At 68.9% G+C, this 18,581-nt stretch carries 19 protein-coding genes; 13 read left to right on the top strand and 6 right to left on the bottom strand.

All coding sequences use genetic code 11. The annotated features are described in order from the left end of the window. Nucleotides 1–58: 58 nt before the first annotated feature. Genes glyA through AC4D2C_RS16570 form a run of 5 tightly spaced genes read left to right on the top strand, consistent with a single transcriptional unit; the run spans nt 59 to nt 4,944 of the window. Nucleotides 59–1,366 carry a serine hydroxymethyltransferase gene (gene glyA / locus AC4D2C_RS16590; RefSeq protein ID WP_490915924.1) on the top strand — a complete coding sequence of 436 codons (1,308 nt, stop codon included), beginning with the start codon at nt 59–61 and terminating at the stop codon, nt 1,364–1,366. 28 nt (nt 1,367–1,394) lie between these two features. Further along, nucleotides 1,395–2,288, top strand: a complete 894-nt coding sequence (locus AC4D2C_RS16585; RefSeq protein ID WP_490915923.1) for a bifunctional methylenetetrahydrofolate dehydrogenase/methenyltetrahydrofolate cyclohydrolase — start codon at nt 1,395–1,397, stop codon at nt 2,286–2,288. A gap of 19 nt (nt 2,289–2,307) precedes the next feature. Further along, nucleotides 2,308–3,249 (top strand): ABC transporter ATP-binding protein, encoded by a 942-nt coding sequence (locus AC4D2C_RS16580; protein WP_490905584.1) that lies wholly within the window; start codon nt 2,308–2,310, stop codon nt 3,247–3,249. Next, nucleotides 3,242–4,114 carry an ABC transporter permease gene (locus AC4D2C_RS16575; RefSeq protein WP_490915922.1) on the top strand — a complete coding sequence of 291 codons (873 nt, stop codon included), beginning with the start codon at nt 3,242–3,244 and terminating at the stop codon, nt 4,112–4,114. The genes AC4D2C_RS16580 and AC4D2C_RS16575 overlap by 8 nt, the downstream gene beginning before the upstream one ends. Further along, nucleotides 4,111–4,944 (top strand): ABC transporter permease, encoded by an 834-nt coding sequence (locus AC4D2C_RS16570; RefSeq protein ID WP_490905586.1) that lies wholly within the window; start codon nt 4,111–4,113, stop codon nt 4,942–4,944. Before AC4D2C_RS16575 ends, AC4D2C_RS16570 begins: the two co-directional genes overlap by 4 nt. A gap of 4 nt (nt 4,945–4,948) precedes the next feature. Here the strand turns inward: AC4D2C_RS16570 and AC4D2C_RS16565 are convergent, their stop codons facing one another. Beyond that, nucleotides 4,949–5,695 carry a class F sortase gene (locus AC4D2C_RS16565; RefSeq protein ID WP_490915921.1) on the bottom strand — a complete coding sequence of 249 codons (747 nt, stop codon included), beginning with the start codon at nt 5,693–5,695 and terminating at the stop codon, nt 4,949–4,951. A 12-nt stretch (nt 5,696–5,707) separates the two neighbouring features. Then, nucleotides 5,708–6,487, bottom strand: coding sequence for a GVDTG sorting domain-containing protein (locus AC4D2C_RS16560; RefSeq protein WP_490915920.1), 780 nt, complete (start codon nt 6,485–6,487; stop codon nt 5,708–5,710). Nucleotides 6,488–6,658: 171 nt separating this feature from the next. Between AC4D2C_RS16560 and AC4D2C_RS16555 the strand changes: the two genes are divergently transcribed. Genes AC4D2C_RS16555 through AC4D2C_RS16535 form a run of 5 tightly spaced genes read left to right on the top strand, consistent with a single transcriptional unit; the run spans nt 6,659 to nt 10,802 of the window. Then, the gene (locus AC4D2C_RS16555; protein WP_490915919.1) at nt 6,659–7,147 is read left to right on the top strand and encodes a hypothetical protein; all 489 of its coding nucleotides are present in this window, start codon (nt 6,659–6,661) and stop codon (nt 7,145–7,147) included. A 52-nt stretch (nt 7,148–7,199) separates the two neighbouring features. Continuing rightward, nucleotides 7,200–8,045 carry an exodeoxyribonuclease III gene (locus tag AC4D2C_RS16550; RefSeq protein WP_490915918.1) on the top strand — a complete coding sequence of 282 codons (846 nt, stop codon included), beginning with the start codon at nt 7,200–7,202 and terminating at the stop codon, nt 8,043–8,045. Beyond that, entirely contained in the window at nt 8,042–9,133 is a 1,092-nt protein-coding gene (trpS, locus tag AC4D2C_RS16545) for a tryptophan--tRNA ligase (RefSeq protein ID WP_490915917.1), read from the top strand. Before AC4D2C_RS16550 ends, trpS begins: the two co-directional genes overlap by 4 nt. 36 nt (nt 9,134–9,169) lie before the next feature. After that, a complete protein-coding gene (locus AC4D2C_RS16540; RefSeq protein ID WP_490915916.1) occupies nt 9,170–9,736 on the top strand; it encodes a 2'-5' RNA ligase family protein in 567 nt (188 codons plus the stop codon). After that, nucleotides 9,696–10,802 carry a YihY/virulence factor BrkB family protein gene (locus tag AC4D2C_RS16535; protein ID WP_490915915.1) on the top strand — a complete coding sequence of 369 codons (1,107 nt, stop codon included), beginning with the start codon at nt 9,696–9,698 and terminating at the stop codon, nt 10,800–10,802. Before AC4D2C_RS16540 ends, AC4D2C_RS16535 begins: the two co-directional genes overlap by 41 nt. Nucleotides 10,803–10,931: 129 nt before the next feature. Here AC4D2C_RS16535 and AC4D2C_RS16530 read toward each other — a convergent pair whose 3' ends face one another. The 4 genes from AC4D2C_RS16530 to sdhC all read right to left on the bottom strand — a co-directional run bounded on the left by AC4D2C_RS16530 (nt 10,932) and on the right by sdhC (nt 14,519). Continuing rightward, the gene (locus AC4D2C_RS16530; RefSeq protein ID WP_490915914.1) at nt 10,932–11,717 is read right to left on the bottom strand and encodes a succinate dehydrogenase iron-sulfur subunit; all 786 of its coding nucleotides are present in this window, start codon (nt 11,715–11,717) and stop codon (nt 10,932–10,934) included. Then, complete coding sequence (gene sdhA, locus AC4D2C_RS16525) at nt 11,717–13,495, bottom strand: succinate dehydrogenase flavoprotein subunit (protein WP_490915913.1); 1,779 nt, start codon at nt 13,493–13,495, stop codon at nt 11,717–11,719. The genes AC4D2C_RS16530 and sdhA overlap by 1 nt, the downstream gene beginning before the upstream one ends. Before the next feature lie 167 nt (nt 13,496–13,662). Beyond that, a complete protein-coding gene (locus AC4D2C_RS16520) occupies nt 13,663–14,130 on the bottom strand; it encodes a succinate dehydrogenase hydrophobic membrane anchor subunit (RefSeq protein WP_490915912.1) in 468 nt (155 codons plus the stop codon). A gap of 5 nt (nt 14,131–14,135) precedes the next feature. After that, complete coding sequence (sdhC, locus tag AC4D2C_RS16515; protein WP_104049190.1) at nt 14,136–14,519, bottom strand: succinate dehydrogenase, cytochrome b556 subunit; 384 nt, start codon at nt 14,517–14,519, stop codon at nt 14,136–14,138. Nucleotides 14,520–14,753: 234 nt separating this feature from the next. Between sdhC and AC4D2C_RS16510 the strand changes: the two genes are divergently transcribed. From AC4D2C_RS16510 to AC4D2C_RS16500, 3 genes are all read left to right on the top strand, one after another. Continuing rightward, nucleotides 14,754–15,893: a mannose-1-phosphate guanylyltransferase gene (locus AC4D2C_RS16510; RefSeq protein ID WP_490915911.1), complete on the top strand. Its 1,140-nt coding sequence runs from the start codon at nt 14,754–14,756 to the stop codon at nt 15,891–15,893. Between the two features lie 128 nt (nt 15,894–16,021). Next, entirely contained in the window at nt 16,022–17,188 is a 1,167-nt protein-coding gene (locus AC4D2C_RS16505; protein ID WP_490915939.1) for an amidohydrolase, read from the top strand. A 254-nt stretch (nt 17,189–17,442) separates the two neighbouring features. Beyond that, nucleotides 17,443–18,555 (top strand): BMP family lipoprotein, encoded by a 1,113-nt coding sequence (locus AC4D2C_RS16500; protein WP_490915910.1) that lies wholly within the window; start codon nt 17,443–17,445, stop codon nt 18,553–18,555. Nucleotides 18,556–18,581: the final 26 nt, after the last annotated feature.

Below are 18,581 nucleotides of genomic sequence, written 5' to 3'. Positions count from 1 at the left end.
GATCCGCCGGCCCGCGACGCACGCTGACCCCCCGTGACACCCAGAGAAGGATCGACCGATGACCACCTCGCCCATGGCCGCGTCCCACGCTGCCGCCGATTCCGTCACCAATGCGCCCCTGTCCGAGGTGGACCCCGAGATCGCCGCCGTCCTCCGCGACGAGCTCGCACGGCAGCGGGACACCCTCGAGATGATCGCGTCCGAGAACTTCGCCCCCCGCGCCGTCCTCGAGGCCCAGGGCAGCGTCCTCACCAACAAGTACGCGGAGGGCTACCCCGGCCGCCGCTACTACGGCGGCTGCGAGCACGTGGACGTCGCGGAGAACCTCGCGATCGAGCGCGTCAAGGCCCTGTTCGGTGCGGAGTTCGCGAACGTCCAGCCGCACTCCGGCGCGCAGGCCAACGCCGCCGCCCTCTCCGCCATGATCAAGCCCGGCGACAAGATCATGGGACTCTCCCTCGCGCACGGCGGGCACCTCACGCACGGCATGAAGCTCAACTTCTCCGGAAAGCTCTACGAGGTCGCCGCCTACGGCGTGGAGGAGGACACCCACCGCCTCGACATGGAGCGGGTCCGCGAGCAGGCGCTCGCCGAGAAGCCCCAGGTCATCATCGCAGGCTGGTCGGCATACCCCCGCCAGCTCGACTTCGCGGCCTTCCGGTCCATCGCCGACGAGGTCGGCGCGCTCCTGTGGACGGACATGGCGCACTTCGCGGGCCTCGTCGCCGCCGGCGTCCACCCCAGCCCGGTGCCGCACTCCGACGTCGTCACCTCCACGGTGCACAAGACCCTCGCCGGGCCGCGCTCCGGCGTGATCCTCGCGAAGCAGGAGTGGGCAAAGAAGATCAACTCCAACGTCTTCCCCGGCCAGCAGGGCGGGCCCCTCATGCACGTCATCGCGGGCAAGGCCACGGCCTTCAAGATCGCCGGCTCCGCCGAGTTCAAGGAACGCCAGGGCCGCGTCCTCGAGGGCGCACGCATCATCGCCGACCGCCTCACCGCTTCCGACGTGACCGAGCACGGCGTCTCGGTGCTCACCGGCGGTACGGACGTCCACCTCGTCCTGGTCGACCTGCGCAACTCGTCGCTGGACGGCCAGCAGGCGGAGGACGTGCTGCACTCCGTGGGCATCACGGTCAACCGCAACGCCGTCCCCTTCGACCCCCGCCCGCCCATGGTCACCTCCGGCCTCCGCATCGGCACGCCGGCACTGGCGACCCGCGGCTTCGGGGCCACCGAGTTCACCGAGGTCGGCGAGATCATCGCCGCCGCGCTGAAGCCGGCTCCCGACGTCGACGCCCTCCGCGCCCGCGTGTCCGCGCTCGCCGCGGACTTCCCGCTCTACCCGGGCCAGGAGCAGTGGTAGGCATCGGGCGGGGACGAGGACGATCTGCATGAGCACCACGGCACGCATCCTCGACGGGAAGGCCACCGCCGCCCGGATCAAGCTCGAACTCGCCGAGCGGGTCGCTGCGCTGCGGGAACTCGGCATCACGCCCGGGCTCGGCACGGTCCTCGTCGGTGATGATCCCGGAAGCTCCTCCTACGTGGCCGGCAAGCACCGCGACTGCGCCGAGGTCGGCATCACCTCGGTACGGCGGGACCTGCCCGACACCATCACGCAGGACGAGCTCGAGGCGGTTCTCGACGAGCTGAACGCCGACGACGCCACCACCGGCTACATCGTGCAGCTGCCTCTCCCGGCGCACATCGACACGAACGCGATCCTCGAGCGCATCGACCCGGCCAAGGACGCCGACGGCCTGCACCCGACCAACCTCGGCAGGCTCGTGCTCAACGTCAACGCGCCCATGGCGTCGCCGCTGCCCTGCACGCCGCACGGCATCGTGGAACTGCTGCTCCGGCACGACGTCGCCCTCGCGGGGCTCGACGTGCTCGTCGTCGGGCGCGGCGTGACGGTCGGACGTCCGCTCGGGCTCCTGCTGACGCGCAAGCAGATCAACGCCACCGTGACCCTCGCGCACACCGGGACCGTGGACCTCGCCGAGCACCTGGCGCGCGCCGACGTCGTCGTCGCCGCCGCGGGGATCCCGCACATGATCAGCGCGGAGCAGCTCAAGCCCGGGGCGATCGTGCTCGACGTCGGTGTCAGCCGCGTCGAGGACCCGGCGACGGGCAAGGCGAAGCTGACGGGCGACGTCGACCCCGCCGCGGCGACGGTGGCGGGCTGGCTGTCCCCGAACCCCGGCGGCGTGGGCCCCATGACCCGGGCCATGCTGCTGACCAATGTCGTCGAGGCGGCCGAGCGTCGGGCGGCATCCGCCTAGCATCGCCTAGGCTGGGCGGGTGCCTACACCCCTCGCCGGTCCACCGGTCATCTCCGCGCACCGGCTCAGCAAGCACTACGCCGACTTCACGGCGGTGGACGGTATCTCCTTCGACGTGCCCGCGGGCGAGTCGTTCGGCCTCCTCGGCCCCAACGGCGCCGGGAAGTCCACCACCATGCGGATGATCGGCGGCGTGTCCCAGCGCACATCCGGGGACCTCACCATCATGGGCCTCGACCCGCAGGAACACGGGCCCGAGGTGCGCGCGCACCTCGGCGTCGTGCCGCAGCAGGACAACCTCGACGAGGAACTGCGCGTGCGCGACAACCTGCTCGTCTACGGCCGCTACTTCGGGCTGCCGATGAGCTACCTCAAGCCCAAGGCCGACGAACTGCTGGAGTTCGCGCAGCTCACCGACAAGGCGGGCGCGAAGGTCGATTCCCTCTCGGGAGGCATGAAGCGCCGCCTGACGATCGCCCGCTCGCTCATCAACGAGCCGAAGATCCTCCTGCTGGACGAACCCACCACGGGCCTGGACCCCCAGGCGCGCCACATCCTGTGGGACCGGCTGTTCCGGCTGAAGGAATCGGGGGTGACCCTGATCCTCACCACGCACTACATGGACGAGGCGGAGCAGCTCTGTGACCGGCTCGTCGTCGTCGACAAGGGCAGGATCATGGCCGAGGGATCGCCGGCACAGCTCATCCGCGAGCACTCCACCCGCGAGGTCCTCGAGCTGCGCTTCGGGTCCGAGCGCAACACCACGGTCGCCGGCGAGCTGCAGGGCATCGGCGAGCGGCTCGAGCCGCTGCCGGACCGCGTGCTGATCTACGCGAACGACGGGGAGGCGGCGCTCGAACAGGTGGTTTCCCGCGGGCTGCGGCCCGTCACGTCCCTCGTGCGCCGTTCATCCCTCGAGGACGTGTTCCTGCGCCTGACCGGGAGGAGCCTCGTTGACTGACCACTCGTCCGCCGGCGTGCAGGAGAGCACGGGCCCGGCGTACCGGCTGCACGCGCACAAGCCGGAGGTGTCCGCGCGCCGCGCCCGCGCGTTCGGCTCGTGGTACTACGCCGAGCACGTGCTCAGGGCCATGAACGGCTACAAGTGGACCCTGCTGGCCACCAGCGTCGGGACGCCGGTGATGTACCTGTTCGCGATGGGCGTGGGTCTCGCGACCCTGGTCGACCGTAACTCCGGGAGCGCCTTCGGTGGCGTCAGCTACCTCGTGTTCATCGCACCCGCGCTGCTCGCCTCGGCGACCATCATGACGGCCGCCACCGAATTCACGTACCCCGTGATGGACGGCTTCAAGTGGCGGCGGGTCTACTACGGACCGCACGCCTCGCCGCTCGGCACGGACCAGATCGTCCACGGTCACGTCCTGGCGATCACGGTCCGCCTGACCGCGACCACGATCGTCTACTTCCTGATCGTGGCGGCCTTCGGCGCCTCGCCCCAGCCGGCAGGTGTCCTGGCGGTCCCTGTCGCCGTGCTCAGCGGTCTCGCGTTCGGTCTCCCGCTCATGGCGTACGCCGCGAGTGTCGAGGACGACAAGGGGCAGTTCGCCCTCGTCATGCGGTTCGTGGTCATGCCGCTCTTCCTCTTCTCCGGCACGTTCTTCCCGCTGAGCACGCTCCCCGTGTTCCTGCAGTGGATCGGCTGGATCTCCCCGCTGTGGCACGGCACGGAGCTGGGCAGGGCCCTGACCTACGGCCAGCCGCTGCCCGCGTGGCTCGCCACCGTGCATGTGCTCTTCCTGGTGATCCTCGCCGCCGTCGGTCTCCGGCTCGCTCGCCGCGTCTACGCACGGAGGCTGGGGAAATGACCACGCAGCTCACCGCCGCCGACTACGCGCTGGACGGCTCGAAGAGGCCGCTGGCCGCACTCTACTCACGCAACGCGAAGGCCGTGATCGCGCGGGGCCTCCTCGCCACGCGCAGCAACAACTGGCTCGTCATCGTGTCCGGGTTCTTCGAACCCGTCCTGTACCTGCTGTCGATGGGCGTGGGTCTCGGGACCCTCGTCGGATCGGTCGAGGGGCCCGACGGGCAACCGATCAGCTACGCGGCGTACATCGCCCCGGCGCTCCTGGCCGTGTCCGCCATGAACGGTGCCGTCTACGACAGCACCTGGAACGTCTTCTTCCGGATGAACTTCGCGAAGCTCTACCAGGGGATGCTGTACACCTCGCTCGGCCCGCTCGACGTCGCACTCGGGGAGATCTTCCTCGCCCTCCTGCGCGGCGCCCTGTACGCGACGGGCTTCACCGCGGTCATGGGCCTCATGGGGCTCCTCACCACGCCCGTGGCGCTGCTCATGGTCCCCGCGTCCGTGCTGATCGCGTTCGGGTTCGCGTCCTTCGGGATGGGGATCACGAGTTTCATGAAGACGTTCCAGCAGATGGAGTGGATCAACTTCGTGATGCTGCCGATGTTCCTGTTCTCGGCCACGTTCTATCCGCTCGCTGTGTACCCCCAGGGCATCCAGTGGTTCATCCAGGCGCTGCCCCTGTGGCACGGGGTCGAACTGCTCCGGCAGATCAGCGTCGCCTCGTTCACCCCTGCCACGATCGTCCACCTCGGCTATTTCCTGGTGATGATCGCCGTCGGGATGCTCCTCACCACGCTGCGCCTGCGGAAGCTGTTCCTGAAGTAGGGCGCTACACCACGAGGGTGGCGTACACCACGTAGTTGTCGTCGAACTCGCCCGTGTCCGGGTTGTAGCCGTCGCACGTGATGAGGCGGACCTCGGAGCCCGGGGTGTTGCCGTACACCGTGAGGGTGGGGAACTCGTCCTTCTGGTACGCCTCCCCGCGCTGGAACTCGAAGACCGCCGTCGTCCCGTCCTCGCGGGTGACGCTGATGCGGTCGCCGGCCTCGAGCTCCCGGAGCTCGGCGAAGACACCCTTGCCGCCGTCCGTCGCGTTCACATGGCCGAGCAGCACAGCGGGCCCCCGGTCGCCCGGGGTGGGGGACTGGTCGTACCAGCCGGCCGGTGCGCCGGGGCTGTCGGGTGGCACCTCGAGGCTCCGGTTCTCGCGGAGACCGAGGCGGAGCAGGTCCGTCCTGACACCGATGGAGGGGATCTCGAGCGTCACGGGGGCGGAGGCGGTGAGGACCGGGGGCTGTGCCGTCGCGACAGGACCCGGCGCGGTCCCGCCGGAGGCGCCGGCGGCAGGCGTCGAGGGCGCGGCGGGCGGCGTCGAGGGCGTGGCGGGCGGCGTCGAGGGCGTGGCGGGCGGCGTCGAGGGCGTGGCGGGCGGCGTCGCGACGGCCGCCGGGGAACTCGCGGCAGGCGGCTTGGGCGCTGCCGTGGAGTCGGCGGAGCCGCAGCCGGCGAGGAGGAAAAGGGCGACCACCGCCGGAGCCGTGAGGCCCCAGCGGTGGTCGGTTGCTTTACTGGTCACGAGCGACCAGGATCAGGCGTTCTGCGCTGCGCGGCGGCGGACGGCGAAGGTGCCGCCGGCTGCTGCTGCGAGGACGAGGCCGCCACCGAGGGCGAGCATGCCGGTCGAGCTGGAGGACTCGGTGGCGACACCGGTGTCCGCTCCGCCGTAGGGCATCTCGCCCATCTGGGTCTTCATGAGCGTGCCGCACAGGGCGGGAGAGGTTGCGCCGAGGGGAAGCTCGGGAGCGATCTCGGAAGGGCTGCCGAAGACCTCGGGTGAGACGCCGGCAGTTGCCGGGTCCAGGCCGTGCACGACGACGACGGCGGTGCCGGCGGCGAGCGACTTCTGGGTGGCCTCATCGATGGTGATGGTGCGGTTGATGGAGTAGGTGCCGCCCTGTCCGCCGAGGGCGAGGTTGAGTCCCTCGGCGGGGGTTGACGCACCGGAGGTGGTCAGGGTCGTGAGGATGTCGCCGTATCCCGGGACGCCTTCGGCGACGTTCACGATGCCGTCACCGTTGGCATCGTCGGCAGGCGTGGGGCAGACGCCCTCGGCTCCACCGTGGATGTGCTGGACGTGGGGGTACGGTGCGTCCATGAAGGTCTGGGCGAGACCGGAGACCTGAAGGTTGACGGTCGCCTGGTCACCTGCGACGTCGAGGGTGATGGTGCCGGTCCCCGTAGTGCCGTTGAGCTGGCCGAGGGTCGAGGAGTAGGAGCCGTCATGTGCGGCCATGGCGGGCGAGCCTGCCATAGCGACGGCACTGATGGCGAGGGCTGGTACTGCGAGGAAGCGCATCTTCTTGTTCATGGGTAGTTCCTCCATAGAGCGAGTGAGGCGCGCTGTGGGGCGCGCATGTCAGTACTTCGCGGTGATCGGCATCACGGATTGGAGGAGATGGGAGAAGACTTCGAGAATCCTGACAGTTCGCCTGGGGTGGAAGGCGCCGGGGCGGGCCGGGTCATGCGGGAGAATGATCCCATGCAGTCACTAGGGAGCAATGAGCGGCCTGCGGGCCGGGGTGTGAGCATGCGCATGGGCAGTGCCGGGATGGCCGTCATGCTTGTCGTGTTCCTGGTCGCCGTGGTCTTCGCCGCGAACCAGAACGACGTGATCGGCTGGCTGGTGGTGATCATCTCGCTGGGGTGGCTCCTGATCTTCAGTTTCGTGGTCTTCAGCCTACGCTCCGCCGCGCGGAAAGCCGCGGCCCGCCTGCAGGTTTCCGGCGCCTTCGGTCCTGCGGGGCAGGCGCCTTCCGGCCCCGTCGCCGCCGACCGGGCGCGGGACCTGAAGCTCGACCACAGCTTCAAGATCGTGCAGGTGCAGGTGGGAGTGGTCCGCGACTACCTCGGCAGGGACGAGGGAATGGTGGAGCGCGCGCTCGAGACGATCGAGATCACCTCGCACAATGCCCGCTCCATGATGAAGGGGTCGAACGAGGGCCCTGTCGAGGGGACCGTCGTCGAGTGATGGGCGTCCCGCCGGGAGCACCGCGGGTACCCTCCGGGGTAAGGTTGATCGGGTGAGCCAGGCACCGAACCTCCCGCAGAAACCCCTGCGCATCGCCTCCGTGAACGTCAACGGGATCCGCGCCGCCTACAAGCGCGGCATGCAGGATTGGCTGGACGGGCGCGACGTCGACATCCTCTGCCTGCAGGAGGTCCGTGCGCCCGATGCCGTGGTCCACAGCCTCCTGGGGGAGGAGTGGCACATCCTCCATACCGAGGCCGAGGCCAAGGGCCGGGCCGGCGTCGCCATCGCCTCCCGCCGGGCACCGACCGCCACGCGCACCACCATCGGTGACAGCTACTTCGACACGTCCGGCCGGTGGGTCGAGGCCGACTTCGACATCGACGGTGCGAGCCTCACCGTGGTGAGCGCCTACGTCCACTCCGGCGAGGTCGGCACGCAGAAGCAGGACGACAAGTACCGCTTCCTCGACGCGATGATCACGCGCCTGCCCGAGCTCCGGGACGGCGCGGACCACGCCGTGGTCATGGGCGACCTCAATGTGGGCCACACCCCGCTCGACATCAGGAACTGGAAGGGCAACGTCAAGAACGCCGGGTTCCTGCCCGAGGAACGGGCCTACTTCGACCGGTTCTTCTCGGACGAGTGCGGTTTCCTCGATGTCGCCCGGCTCCTTGCCGGGGAGGTCGACGGACCCTACACGTGGTGGTCCTGGCGGGGCAAGGCCTTCGACAACGACACGGGCTGGCGCATCGACTACCAGCTGGCGACGCACGCCCTCGCGAAGAGCGCCGTGAGCGCCGAGGTCGACAGGGCACCGAGCTGGGACACGCGGTTCTCCGACCACGCCCCGCTCGTCGTCGACTACCAGATCCAGACCCCAGGACAGCTTCCATGACAGCCACCACGACAGCCCACGAGGCATTCGCCGGGACATCCGCCGAGACATCGTCGACAGCCACCGCGGACACCGGCCGGCGCCAGCGCATCCTCTCCGGGATGCAGCCCTCCGCGGGCTCACTGCACCTCGGCAACTACCTGGGCGCGCTCGTGCACTGGGTGCGCCTCCAGGACACCTACGACGCCGTCTTCTTCATCCCCGACCTGCACGCCATCACCGTTCCCCAGGATCCGCAGGAACTGGCGCAGCGGACCCGGCTCACGGCCGCCCAGTACATCGCCGGCGGCGTCGACCCCGACAGGGCCACCCTCTTCGTGCAGTCCCACGTCCCGGAGCACGCGCAACTCGCGTGGGTGCTGAACTGTTTCACCGGGTTCGGTGAGGCGTCCCGCATGACCCAGTTCAAGGACAAGGCGTCCAGGCAGGGGACCGACACTGCGAGCGTGGGCCTGTTCACCTATCCCATCCTGCAGGCCGCCGACATCCTGCTGTACCAGCCCGACGGCGTCCCCGTGGGCGAGGACCAGCGCCAGCACGTGGAGCTCAGCCGTGACCTGGCGCAGCGATTCAACACGCGCTACGGCCGGACGTTCACGCTTCCGCAGCCCTTCATCCAGAAGGAGTCGGCGAAGATCTACGACCTGCAGAATCCGAAGGCGAAGATGTCGAAGTCGGGCCCGTCCCCCGCGGGGCTGGTCAACCTGCTCGACGATCCGAAGACCACAGCCAAGCGGATCCGCTCCGCCGTCACCGACACGGGCACGGAGATCCGGTTCGACCCGGCGGAGAAGCCCGGTGTCTCGAACCTGCTCACCATCTACTCGGCGCTGTCCGGCCGGTCCGTCGCGGACCTCGAGGCGGACTACGAGGGGCGGATGTACGGGCACCTGAAGGTGGACCTCGCCGACGTGGTCGTCGAGGCGCTGGCGCCCGTCCGGACCCGCGCCGAGGAACTCCTGTCCGACCCCGCCGAGCTCGACCGCCTGCTGGCCAAGGGTGCGGCCAAGGCACGCGATCTCGCGGCGCCCACGCTGGCGGACGTGTACGCTCGCGTGGGTTTCCTCCCCGGCGCGGGGGCCTTCTGATCCATGTGCGCCTCGGACGGTCAGCCCCACGGAGTGGTGACAGCCCTCGCCGGCCCGCGCCCGAGCGGCAGCTGCGTCGGCGTCACCATCCCCATCCCCGAACCGCTCGCCGGTGACCTCGAGTCGTGGCGGGCGTCCTTCGGCGACCCCATGGCGGCGGTCGCGCCGCCCCACATCACCCTGATCACCACGACGCCCGCGACGGACTGGGACGAGACCATCGACCACGTGCGCTCCGTGGCCCGCCACCAGCGCCCGTTCACGGTGCGCCTGCACGGCACCGGTACCTTCCGGCCCGTCTCGCCCGTGGTGTTCCTGAACCTCGTGGAGGGCTTCGACGAGTGCGTCGCGCTGCACGCGAAGCTCCAAGCGGGGCCGCTCGACCGCGACCTCGAGTTCCCGTTCCACCCGCACGTCACGGTGGCCCACGACGTCTCCGCGGCGGGACTCGACGCGGCTGCCGAGGTCCTCCGCGCCTTCGACGCCTCCTTCGAGGTGCGGGGCATGGGGCTCTACGAGCATGTGCAGTCGGGCCTGTGGAAACTGAGGGAGGAGCTGCGCTTTGGCGAAGACGCTGACAGCTCCGAAGCCGCCGCGGGTTGACCAGCCGTCCCCGGCCAGCCTGCCCGATCTGCAGCGCAGGGTCATCGACGCGCAGGTCAGGGTCGGTCGGCTGACCCGTTCCGGTGGCGGGGGAGCGGAGCTCCTGCTCGCGCGGGTGGACCTGCTGCTGTGCCGGTTCTTCACGCTGCGCCCGGTGCGGGTGGTCGTGCTGTACAACGAGCGCCGCGGGCCCCTGATGGCGGCAGGACTGGCCTACCGCCTGTTCTTCGCGATCGCCGCGCTCCTGGTCGTCGCATTCGCCGCCCTCGGCATCGTGATCGCGGGCGACGAGGAACTCCGGGAGATCTCGGTCGATGCACTCGACCAGGCGGTTCCCGGGCTCATCGGCGACGCGGGCGGCGAGAGCGGCCTGGTGACTGCAGAGCGGCTCTTCGAGGTCACCAGCGGACTCGGCTGGGCGATCGTGGTGTCCTCGGTGGTCATGCTCGTGACGGCCCTCGGCTGGATCGGGGGGATGCGGCAGGCGATGCGCGGTATCTTCGCGCTGCCGCCCGTCGCGGTCCACCCGGTGGTCCTCTGGGCGAAGGACCTCGGGACCCTCGCGCTCCTCGGGGTGATCATGGTGGTGACCACCGGACTCGGGGTGGTGGCCAACAACACCGTGGGTGCCCTGCTCGCCGTCCTGCGCCTGAACGTCGTGGACCAGCTCATGACGCAGGCAGCGGGCTTCGCCGTGATGATCCTGCTGGACATCCTCGTGGCCGTGGTCCTGTTCCACTCCGCGTCGGCCATCGAGATGCCACGGCGGGTGCTGATCCAGGGGGCACTGATCGCGGGGCTCGGCACCACCCTGCTGCGGACGTTCTCGGCGCAGATCCTCGGCGCTTTCGGCAACAACCCGCTGCTGCTGTCCTTCGCCGTGATCCTCGCCCTGTTCATCTGGTTCTTCCTGCTCAGCCAGGTGTACCTGCTGGCCACCGCCTGGTGCGCGATCGGCACGGCGGACGCGGGCGTGGTTTCCGACCGGGAACACCACGCGAAAGCGGGGACCCTGTGGCAGCGCAGCCGCCGCAGGAGCCGCAGCGCAGGCAGCAGCGACCCCTGACGCGCAGCGCCCGGCTGTGCCGCCGTCGGGCCCTGACCGGCGCCGCGATGACACCCCGGGAACACGAGAGGGCGGCCCCTGTACAGGGGCCGCCCTCGGTGCGCCGGCATCACCGGCGGTGTGTCCGGATCAGATCTTGCGGGTCAGGATCGCCTGCTTGACCTCGGAGATGGCCTTGGTGACCTGGATGCCACGCGGGCACGCCTCCGAGCAGTTGAAGGTGGTGCGGCAACGCCACACACCCTCCTTGTCGTTCAGGATCTCGAGGCGCATGTCTCCGGCGTCGTCGCGCGAGTCGAAGATGAACCGGTGCGCGTTGACGATCGCCGCGGGGCCGAAGTACTGGCCGTCGGTCCAGAACACGGGGCACGAGGACGTGCACGCCGCGCACAGGATGCACTTGGTGGTGTCGTCGTAGCGATCGCGCTCCTCGGCGGACTGCAGGCGCTCCTTCGCGGGCTCGTGGCCCTTGCTGATCAGGAACGGCATGATCTCGCGGTAGGACTGGAAGAACGGCTCCATGTCCACGATCAGGTCCTTCTCCACGGGCAGGCCCTTGATGGGCTCCACCAGGATGGGCTTGGACGTGTCGAGGTCCTTCAGGAGGGTCTTGCAGGCCAACCGGTTGCGCCCGTTGATCCGCATGGCGTCCGAGCCGCACACGCCGTGCGCGCAGGAACGGCGGAACGAGACCGAGCCGTCGTGCTCCCACTTGACCTTGTGCAGGGCGTCCAGCACGCGGTCCGTGCCGTACATGGTCAGCTTCCACTCGTCCCAGTGCGCCTCGTCCGAGACCTCCGGGTTGTAGCGGCGGACCTTCAGGGTGATGTCGAACGTGGGGATCTCTCCGCCGGCGACGTCCGGGCTGAGCTCGATCTTCGAGGCCGGCTCTTTCTCTACGGTTTCGGTGCTCATCAGTACTTACGCTCCATGGGCTGGTATCGGGTGAAGATAACCGGTTTGGTCTCAAGGCGGACGCCGCTGGTGGCAGTGGCGCTGGGGTCCTTGTAGGCCATGGAATGGGTCATGAAATTCTCGTCGTCGCGCTCGGGGTAGTCCTCGCGGAAGTGTCCGCCGCGGGACTCCTTGCGGTGCAGGGCCGCCGCGGTCATGACCTTCGCCATGTCGAGGAGGAACCCGAGCTCCACGGCTTCGAGCAGGTCCAGGTTGAACCGCTTGCCCTTGTCCTGCACCGTGATGCGCGTGTACCGCTCCTCCAGTGTATCGATGACACGCAGTGCCTCGAGGAGGGTCTCCTCGGTACGGAACACCTGGACGTTGAGGTCCATGATGTCCTGCAGCTCCTTGCGGATCAGCGCCACGCGCTCTCCGCCCTCGGAGCTGCGTGCCCGGTTGAGGAGTTCCTCGGTCTCGACCGTCGGGTTCTCGGGGATCTCCACGAAGTCTGCGGTGAGTGCGTACTCCGCGGCGGCGAGGCCGGCGCGCTTGCCGAAGACGTTGATGTCGAGCAGCGAGTTGGTCCCGAGGCGGTTGGAACCGTGGACGGACACGCAGGCCACCTCGCCGGCCGCATACAGGCCCGGCACCACGGTGTCGTTGTCCGCCAGGACCTCGGCCTTGATGTTGGTCGGGATGCCGCCCATGGCGTAGTGCGCCGTGGGGAAGACCGGTACCGGCTCCGTGTAGGGCTCGACGCCCAGGTAGGTGCGGGCGAACTCGGTGATGTCGGGGAGCTTCGCGTCGATGTGCGCGGGCTCGAGGTGCGTGAGGTCGAGGAGGACGTAGTCCTTGTTCGGGCCGGCTCCCCGACCCTCGCGCACCTCGTTGGCCATGGACCGGGCCACGATGTCGCGCGGCGCCAGGTCCTTGATGGTCGGGGCGTAGCGTTCCATGAAGCGCTCACCCTCCGAGTTGCGGAGGATGGCGCCCTCGCCGCGGGCCGCCTCGGACAGGAGGATCCCGAGACCGGCGAGGCCGGTCGGGTGGAACTGGAAGAACTCCATGTCCTCGAGGGGGATGCCGCGGCGGAACGCGATGCCCATGCCGTCGCCGGTCAGGGTGTGGGCGTTCGACGTCGTCTTGTAGACCTTGCCGACGCCACCGGAGGCGAAGACGACCGACTTGGCCTGGAAGATGTGCAGCTCGCCCGAGGCGAGGTCGTAGGAGACGACTCCGGCCACGCGCTTCTGGATGCGGGTCTCGCCGTCGACCGTGACCTCCTGGTCGACCATCAGCAGATCGAGCACGTAGTACTCGTTGTAGAACTCGACGTTGTGCTTGACGCAGTTCTGATAGAGCGTCTGGAGGATCATGTGCCCGGTGCGGTCGGCCGCGTAGCAGGACCTGCGGACCGGAGCCTTTCCGTGGTCACGGGTGTGGCCGCCGAACCGGCGCTGGTCGATGCGTCCCTCCGGGGTGCGGTTGAACGGCAGGCCCATCTTCTCGAGGTCGAGGACGGCCTCGATGGCCTCTTTCGCCATGACCTCGGCGGCGTCCTGGTCGACCAGGTAGTCGCCGCCCTTCACGGTGTCGAAGGTGTGCCACTCCCAGTTGTCCTCTTCGACGTTGGCGAGTGCCGCGCACATGCCGCCCTGCGCCGCACCCGTGTGTGAGCGGGTGGGGTAGAGCTTCGTCAGGACGGCGGTGTGGGCGCGCTGGCCCGATTCGATGGCTGCGCGCATCCCTGCGCCACCTGCGCCGACGATGACGACGTCGTACTTGTGGACCTGCATGCTGGTCGCTCTTTCTGTTGAAACCGGTGGTGGTGCTCGGGGGCACTGCGATGAGCCCGCCGTGCGGGTGCTGCCGGGGACCGGCAGCTACTGCTCGTCAGCGCTGGAGATCAGTGCCGTTGGTCAGTGCTGGGGTCGGTACTGATCGGCAGTACCGATGGGCGCTGCTACGGAGCGGGGCAGTAGTCCGCGACGTGGGCCACACCGTCGATCACGGGGCAGGGATCGAAGGTGAAGATCACGAGGGTGCCGAGGACCACGATGACGACGGTCGCCGTGTACAGCACGCCCTTGAGCCACATGCGGGTGCTGTTCTTGTCCGCGTAGTCGTTGATGATCACGCGGATGCCGTTGGTGCCGTGCAGCATGGCGAGCCACAGCATGGTGAGGTCCCAGATCTGCCACAGGGGGCTTGCCCACTTGCCGGCTACGAAGCCGAAGTCGATCCCGGTGATGCCGTCACCGGCGACGAGGTTGATGTACAGGTGGACGAAGATCAGCACCACGAGGATGGCGCCCGAGATCCGCATGAACAGCCACGCGACCATCTCGAAGTTGCTGCGCGAGCTGGTGGTGCGGGTGTAGCCCGGGGCGACGCGTCCGGAGCGGGGGCTTTCGATGATTGGGGTAGCCATGGGTACTAACCTCCGAAGACGTGCGAGAGATGGCGGATCGAGAAGGCGATCATGACGAGCGCCCAGAGGCCCACGACGCCCCAGAGCATCTGCCGGTGGTACTTGGGGCCCTTCTTCCAGAAGTCCACGAGGATCAGCCGGATGCCGTTGAAGGCGTGGAACACGATGGCCGCGACGAGGCCGAGCTCACCGAGGCCCATGATCGGGTTCTTGTAGGAGGCGATCACGGCGTCATACGCTTCGGGCGACACGCGGACGAGGGACGTGTCCAGCACGTGCACGAGGAGGAAGAAGAAAATCACGACCCCGGTGATGCGGTGCGCGACCCAGGACCATTGGCCCTCACGGCCGCGGTAAAGGGTGCCTGCTGGTGTCAGTGTCTTCGGCATTGAAATTACCTCCCTGCATCGCGAGGGCGTTAGCGCGATATACGCAGTGATTACGCCAGTGCGACAGCACTCTTCAGATAAGAATAATCTAGGCCGGTGACACTCTCCGTTCAATTTAGGGGGGCCTCACCTGTGACCTTGTTAACACCGGGCCCACCGGGGCCGAGGCCGGTGGTGACCCCGGGATCGCGACACACCGGTGCCCCGCGGCGCGCGTCGGTTACCGTGGAAGCGATGAATACCGAGAGGGCCGCTGCCCAGACCCCCGACAACGTGCTGGACCGCTTCCATGGCGTCATCCCCGCGGGAGGGACGGGCACGCGCCTGTGGCCCCTCTCCCGGGCGGCCGCACCGAAGTTCCTGCACGACCTCACCGGTTCGGGCAGCACGCTGATCCGGGCGACCTACGACCGGCTCCGGCCCCTGTGCGACGGGCGCACCATGGTGGTCACGGGGATCGTGCACCGCCGGGCCGTCCTCGCGCAGCTGCCCGAGATCGAGGACATGAACCTCGTCCTCGAATCCGAGCCGAAGGACTCCGGCGCCGCGATCGGCCTGGCCGCCGCCATCCTGCACCAGCGGGACCCGAGCATCATCATGGGGTCCTTCGCCGCGGACCAGGTGATCGCGCCCGTGGAGGTCTTCCAGGCCGCCGTCCGCGAGGCCATCCACACGGCCGCCCGCGGGTACATCGTCACGATCGGCATCAAGCCGACCCACGCTTCCACCGGCTTCGGGTACATCCGCGCCGGGGAGTCGCTCGCGGCCGAGGGCGCCCCCAGCGCCCGCGCCGTCATCGAGTTCGTGGAGAAGCCGTCGCAGGAGGTCGCCGACGGGTACATCGACAGTGGCAACTACTCGTGGAACGCCGGCATGTTCGTGGCGCCGGTGGACCTCATGCTCAAGCACCTGTCCGCCAACGAGCCCGAGCTCTACGCGGGCCTGATGGAGATCGCCGCGGCCTGGGACACCCCCCGGCGCGTCGAGGTGGCCCGCCGCGTGTGGCCCACCCTCCCGAAGATCGCCATCGACTACGCCGTCGCCGAGCCCGCGGCGGCCGCGGGCGACGTCGCCATGATCCCGGGCGAGTTCAGCTGGGACGACGTCGGGGACTTCGCCGCGATCGGCCGCCTGAACCCGGCGGAGGAGAACAGCGAGCTCACGGTGATGGGGGAGGGCGCGCGTGTGTTCTCGGAGAACGCCTCGGGCATCGTCGTGTCCGACACCAAGCGCGTGATCGCACTGATCGGGATCGACGACGTCGTCATCGTCGACACCCCCGATGCCCTGCTCGTGACGACCAAGGAGCACGCCCAGGAGGTCAAGAAGGCCGTGGAGCGCCTGCGTGCCAGCGGTGACACCGACGTGCTGTAGCGCCGACGCCCTGCAGGGAGCCGATCTGTCGAACACCGGACCCGCCGGGTCCCGGGTGGGGGCGCCCGCTCTGCGGTCGGTAGGCTGAGCTGGTGGAAACGTTCATCACGCAGACTCCGACCTCCCGGGTGGGAGCCGCCCTCGAGCAGCTCCACGACGAGCTGGTGCAGATCCGGCGCGACCTGCACCGCCACCCCGAACTGTCCTACCAGGAGCACCGCACCACGGACGTCCTCGTGGCCCGGCTCGAGCAGGCGGGACTCTCCCCCCAGCGGCTCGAGGGGACGGGCGTGTTCGTCGACGTCGGCAGCGGACCGCTCCGGCTGGCGCTGCGCGCCGACATCGACGCACTGCCGATCATCGAGGAGACGGGCCTTCCCTTCGAGTCCGCCACGACGGGCGTCACGCACGCGTGCGGACACGACATCCACACCACCGTGATGCTCGGCGTCGCGCTCGTCCTCGCCGGGGTGCACGCCGACGAGGGGCTGCCCGGCACGGTGAGGATCATCTTCCAGCCCGCGGAGGAGCTGATGCCCGGCGGTGCACTGGATGTGATCGCGCAGGGGGTCCTCGCAGGCGTCCCGCGCATCCTCGCACTGCACTGCGACCCGCGGATCGACGTGGGCCTCGTGGGCACCCGCATCGGGGCCATCACGTCCGCGTCGGACACCATCCGCGTCGAGCTCAGCGGGCGAGGCGGCCACACCTCGCGCCCTCACCTGACCGAGGACCTCGTCTTCGCGCTCGCCTCCATCGCCGTGAACGTCCCGGCCGTCCTGTCGCGCCGGATCGACGTCCGCAGCGCGGTGTCCGTGGTCTGGGGGCAGATCCACGCGGGCTCCGCCCCCAATGCCATCCCCGCCCACGGCTTCATGTCCGGGACGCTCCGCTGCCTCGAGGGGGAGGCCTGGCACTCGGCGGGCGAGATGCTCGACCGCGCGGTGCGCGAGGTCGCGGCCCCGTTCGGCGTGGACGTCCGGCTCGAGCACATCCGCGGGGTACCGCCGGTGGTGAACCAGGAGGCCGAGACCGGTCTCCTGGAGGCCGCCGCACGCGCGGAACTCGGTTCGCACGCCGTCGTCCTGACGCCCCAGTCCATGGGCGGGGAGGACTTCGCGTGGATGACGCAGGAGGTGCCCGGCGCCATGATGAGGCTCGGCACGCGGACCCCCGGCGGCGAGACGTTCGACCTGCACCGGGGTGACTACGCGCCGGACGAGCGGGCCATCGGCTGCGGCGTACGCGTCATGGCCGCGGCCGCCCTGCAGGTCCTGTTCGGCGAGGACGACTGAGGCCGGGGCCTCGACCCCGCCCGCTGCCGTCCCTGCGGTCGCTACTCATAACGAAACCCGAACGATCCTCCCCTCCGAGCGGGCCGTGTAGTGCTCTTCGTCACTTGGCCCTTAGGATGTTCGCATACGTGCTGCACCGACGGTGTCGCGGCGCCACGGTCTTCCAGTGACAACAGAGCCCCGGATCGCATGAGACCCGGGATGGTCACTCACTGGTACTCATACCCGTGGCGCATTTCTTTCCTGGAGGCATTTTGAAGAACTCACTGCGCAAGTTTTCGCGCGGCACCGGCCTGTCCGCCGCCGTCCTCGGCGTATCGGCCCTCGTCCTCTCCGGCTGCGGTGCGCCGCCGGCCGAGGATTCGTCCGGCGGCGGTGGCGGCGCCGAAGCCAACTCCGACTACCTCGGCTGCATCGTCTCGGACTCGGGCGGATTCGACGACCGCTCGTTCAACCAGTCCAGCTACGAGGGACTGAAGAAGGCGGAGACGGACCTGGGCATCAAGATCAACCAGGCCGAGTCCCAGGCCGAGACCGACTTCGGTCCGAACGTCGACCAGATGGTCCAGGCCGGCTGCAACCTGACCGTCACCGTCGGCTTCCTGCTCGCCGACACCACGAAGGCCGCCGCCGAGGCTAACCCGGACGCGAACTTCGCGATCGTCGACGACAACTCGATCACGGCCGACAACGTCAAGCCGATCATCTACGACACGGCCCAGGCGGCGTTCCTCGCCGGCTACACGGCCGCGGCGACGAGCGAGACCGGCAAGGTCGCCACCTACGGCGGCATCAACATCCCCACAGTGACCATCTTCATGGACGGCTTCGCCGAGGGCGTCGCCTACTTCAACGAGGAGACGGGCGGCGACGTGCAGCTCCTCGGCTGGGACAAGGAGAGCCAGAACGGCACCTTCGTCGGCAACTTCGAGGACGCGGCCGCCGGCAAGACCAACACCCAGAACTTCATCAACGAGGGCGCCGACATCATCATGCCGGTCGCGGGTCCGGTGGGCTCCGGCACGCTCGACGCCGTCATCGAGGCCAACGGCGCCGGCAAGGACGTCAAGGCCATCTGGGTCGACTCCGACGGCTACGAGACCGCCGGCAAGGGCGAGGAGTTCATCCTCACCTCCGTCATGAAGCTCATGGGCGACGCCGTCGAGGACGTCATCAGCACGGACGTCGAGGGCAACTTCGACAACACCCCGTACGTGGGCACCCTCGAGAACGGAGGGGTGGCACTCGCGCCGTTCCACGACCAGGAGGCCAACGTGCCGGCCGATCTGCAGACCAAGCTCGACGAGCTGAAGGACCAGATCGTCGCGGGCGAGATCACGGTCGACTCGGCCGCCAGCCCCAAGTAGCACCGGCCACCGCATCCGAACCGCCT

Source organism: Arthrobacter sp. TJ-240 (assembly GCF_058269195.1).
This window is presented reverse-complemented; position numbering and strand designations above follow the sequence as displayed.

What these genes read in the sequence shown, in the direction of transcription:
- glyA (WP_490915924.1), top strand. Translation starts at nt 59, where the DNA reads ATGACCACCTCGCCCATGGCCGCGTCCCACGCTGCCGCCGATTCCGTC.
- AC4D2C_RS16585 (WP_490915923.1), top strand. Translation starts at nt 1,395, where the DNA reads ATGAGCACCACGGCACGCATCCTCGACGGGAAGGCCACCGCCGCCCGG.
- AC4D2C_RS16570 (WP_490905586.1), top strand. Translation starts at nt 4,111, where the DNA reads ATGACCACGCAGCTCACCGCCGCCGACTACGCGCTGGACGGCTCGAAG.
- AC4D2C_RS16560 (WP_490915920.1), bottom strand. Translation starts at nt 6,487, where the DNA reads ATGAACAAGAAGATGCGCTTCCTCGCAGTACCAGCCCTCGCCATCAGT.
- AC4D2C_RS16555 (WP_490915919.1), top strand. Translation starts at nt 6,659, where the DNA reads ATGCAGTCACTAGGGAGCAATGAGCGGCCTGCGGGCCGGGGTGTGAGC.
- trpS (WP_490915917.1), top strand. Translation starts at nt 8,042, where the DNA reads ATGACAGCCACCACGACAGCCCACGAGGCATTCGCCGGGACATCCGCC.
- AC4D2C_RS16530 (WP_490915914.1), bottom strand. Translation starts at nt 11,717, where the DNA reads ATGAGCACCGAAACCGTAGAGAAAGAGCCGGCCTCGAAGATCGAGCTC.
- sdhA (WP_490915913.1), bottom strand. Translation starts at nt 13,495, where the DNA reads ATGCAGGTCCACAAGTACGACGTCGTCATCGTCGGCGCAGGTGGCGCA.
- AC4D2C_RS16520 (WP_490915912.1), bottom strand. Translation starts at nt 14,130, where the DNA reads ATGGCTACCCCAATCATCGAAAGCCCCCGCTCCGGACGCGTCGCCCCG.
- sdhC (WP_104049190.1), bottom strand. Translation starts at nt 14,519, where the DNA reads ATGCCGAAGACACTGACACCAGCAGGCACCCTTTACCGCGGCCGTGAG.
- AC4D2C_RS16510 (WP_490915911.1), top strand. Translation starts at nt 14,754, where the DNA reads ATGAATACCGAGAGGGCCGCTGCCCAGACCCCCGACAACGTGCTGGAC.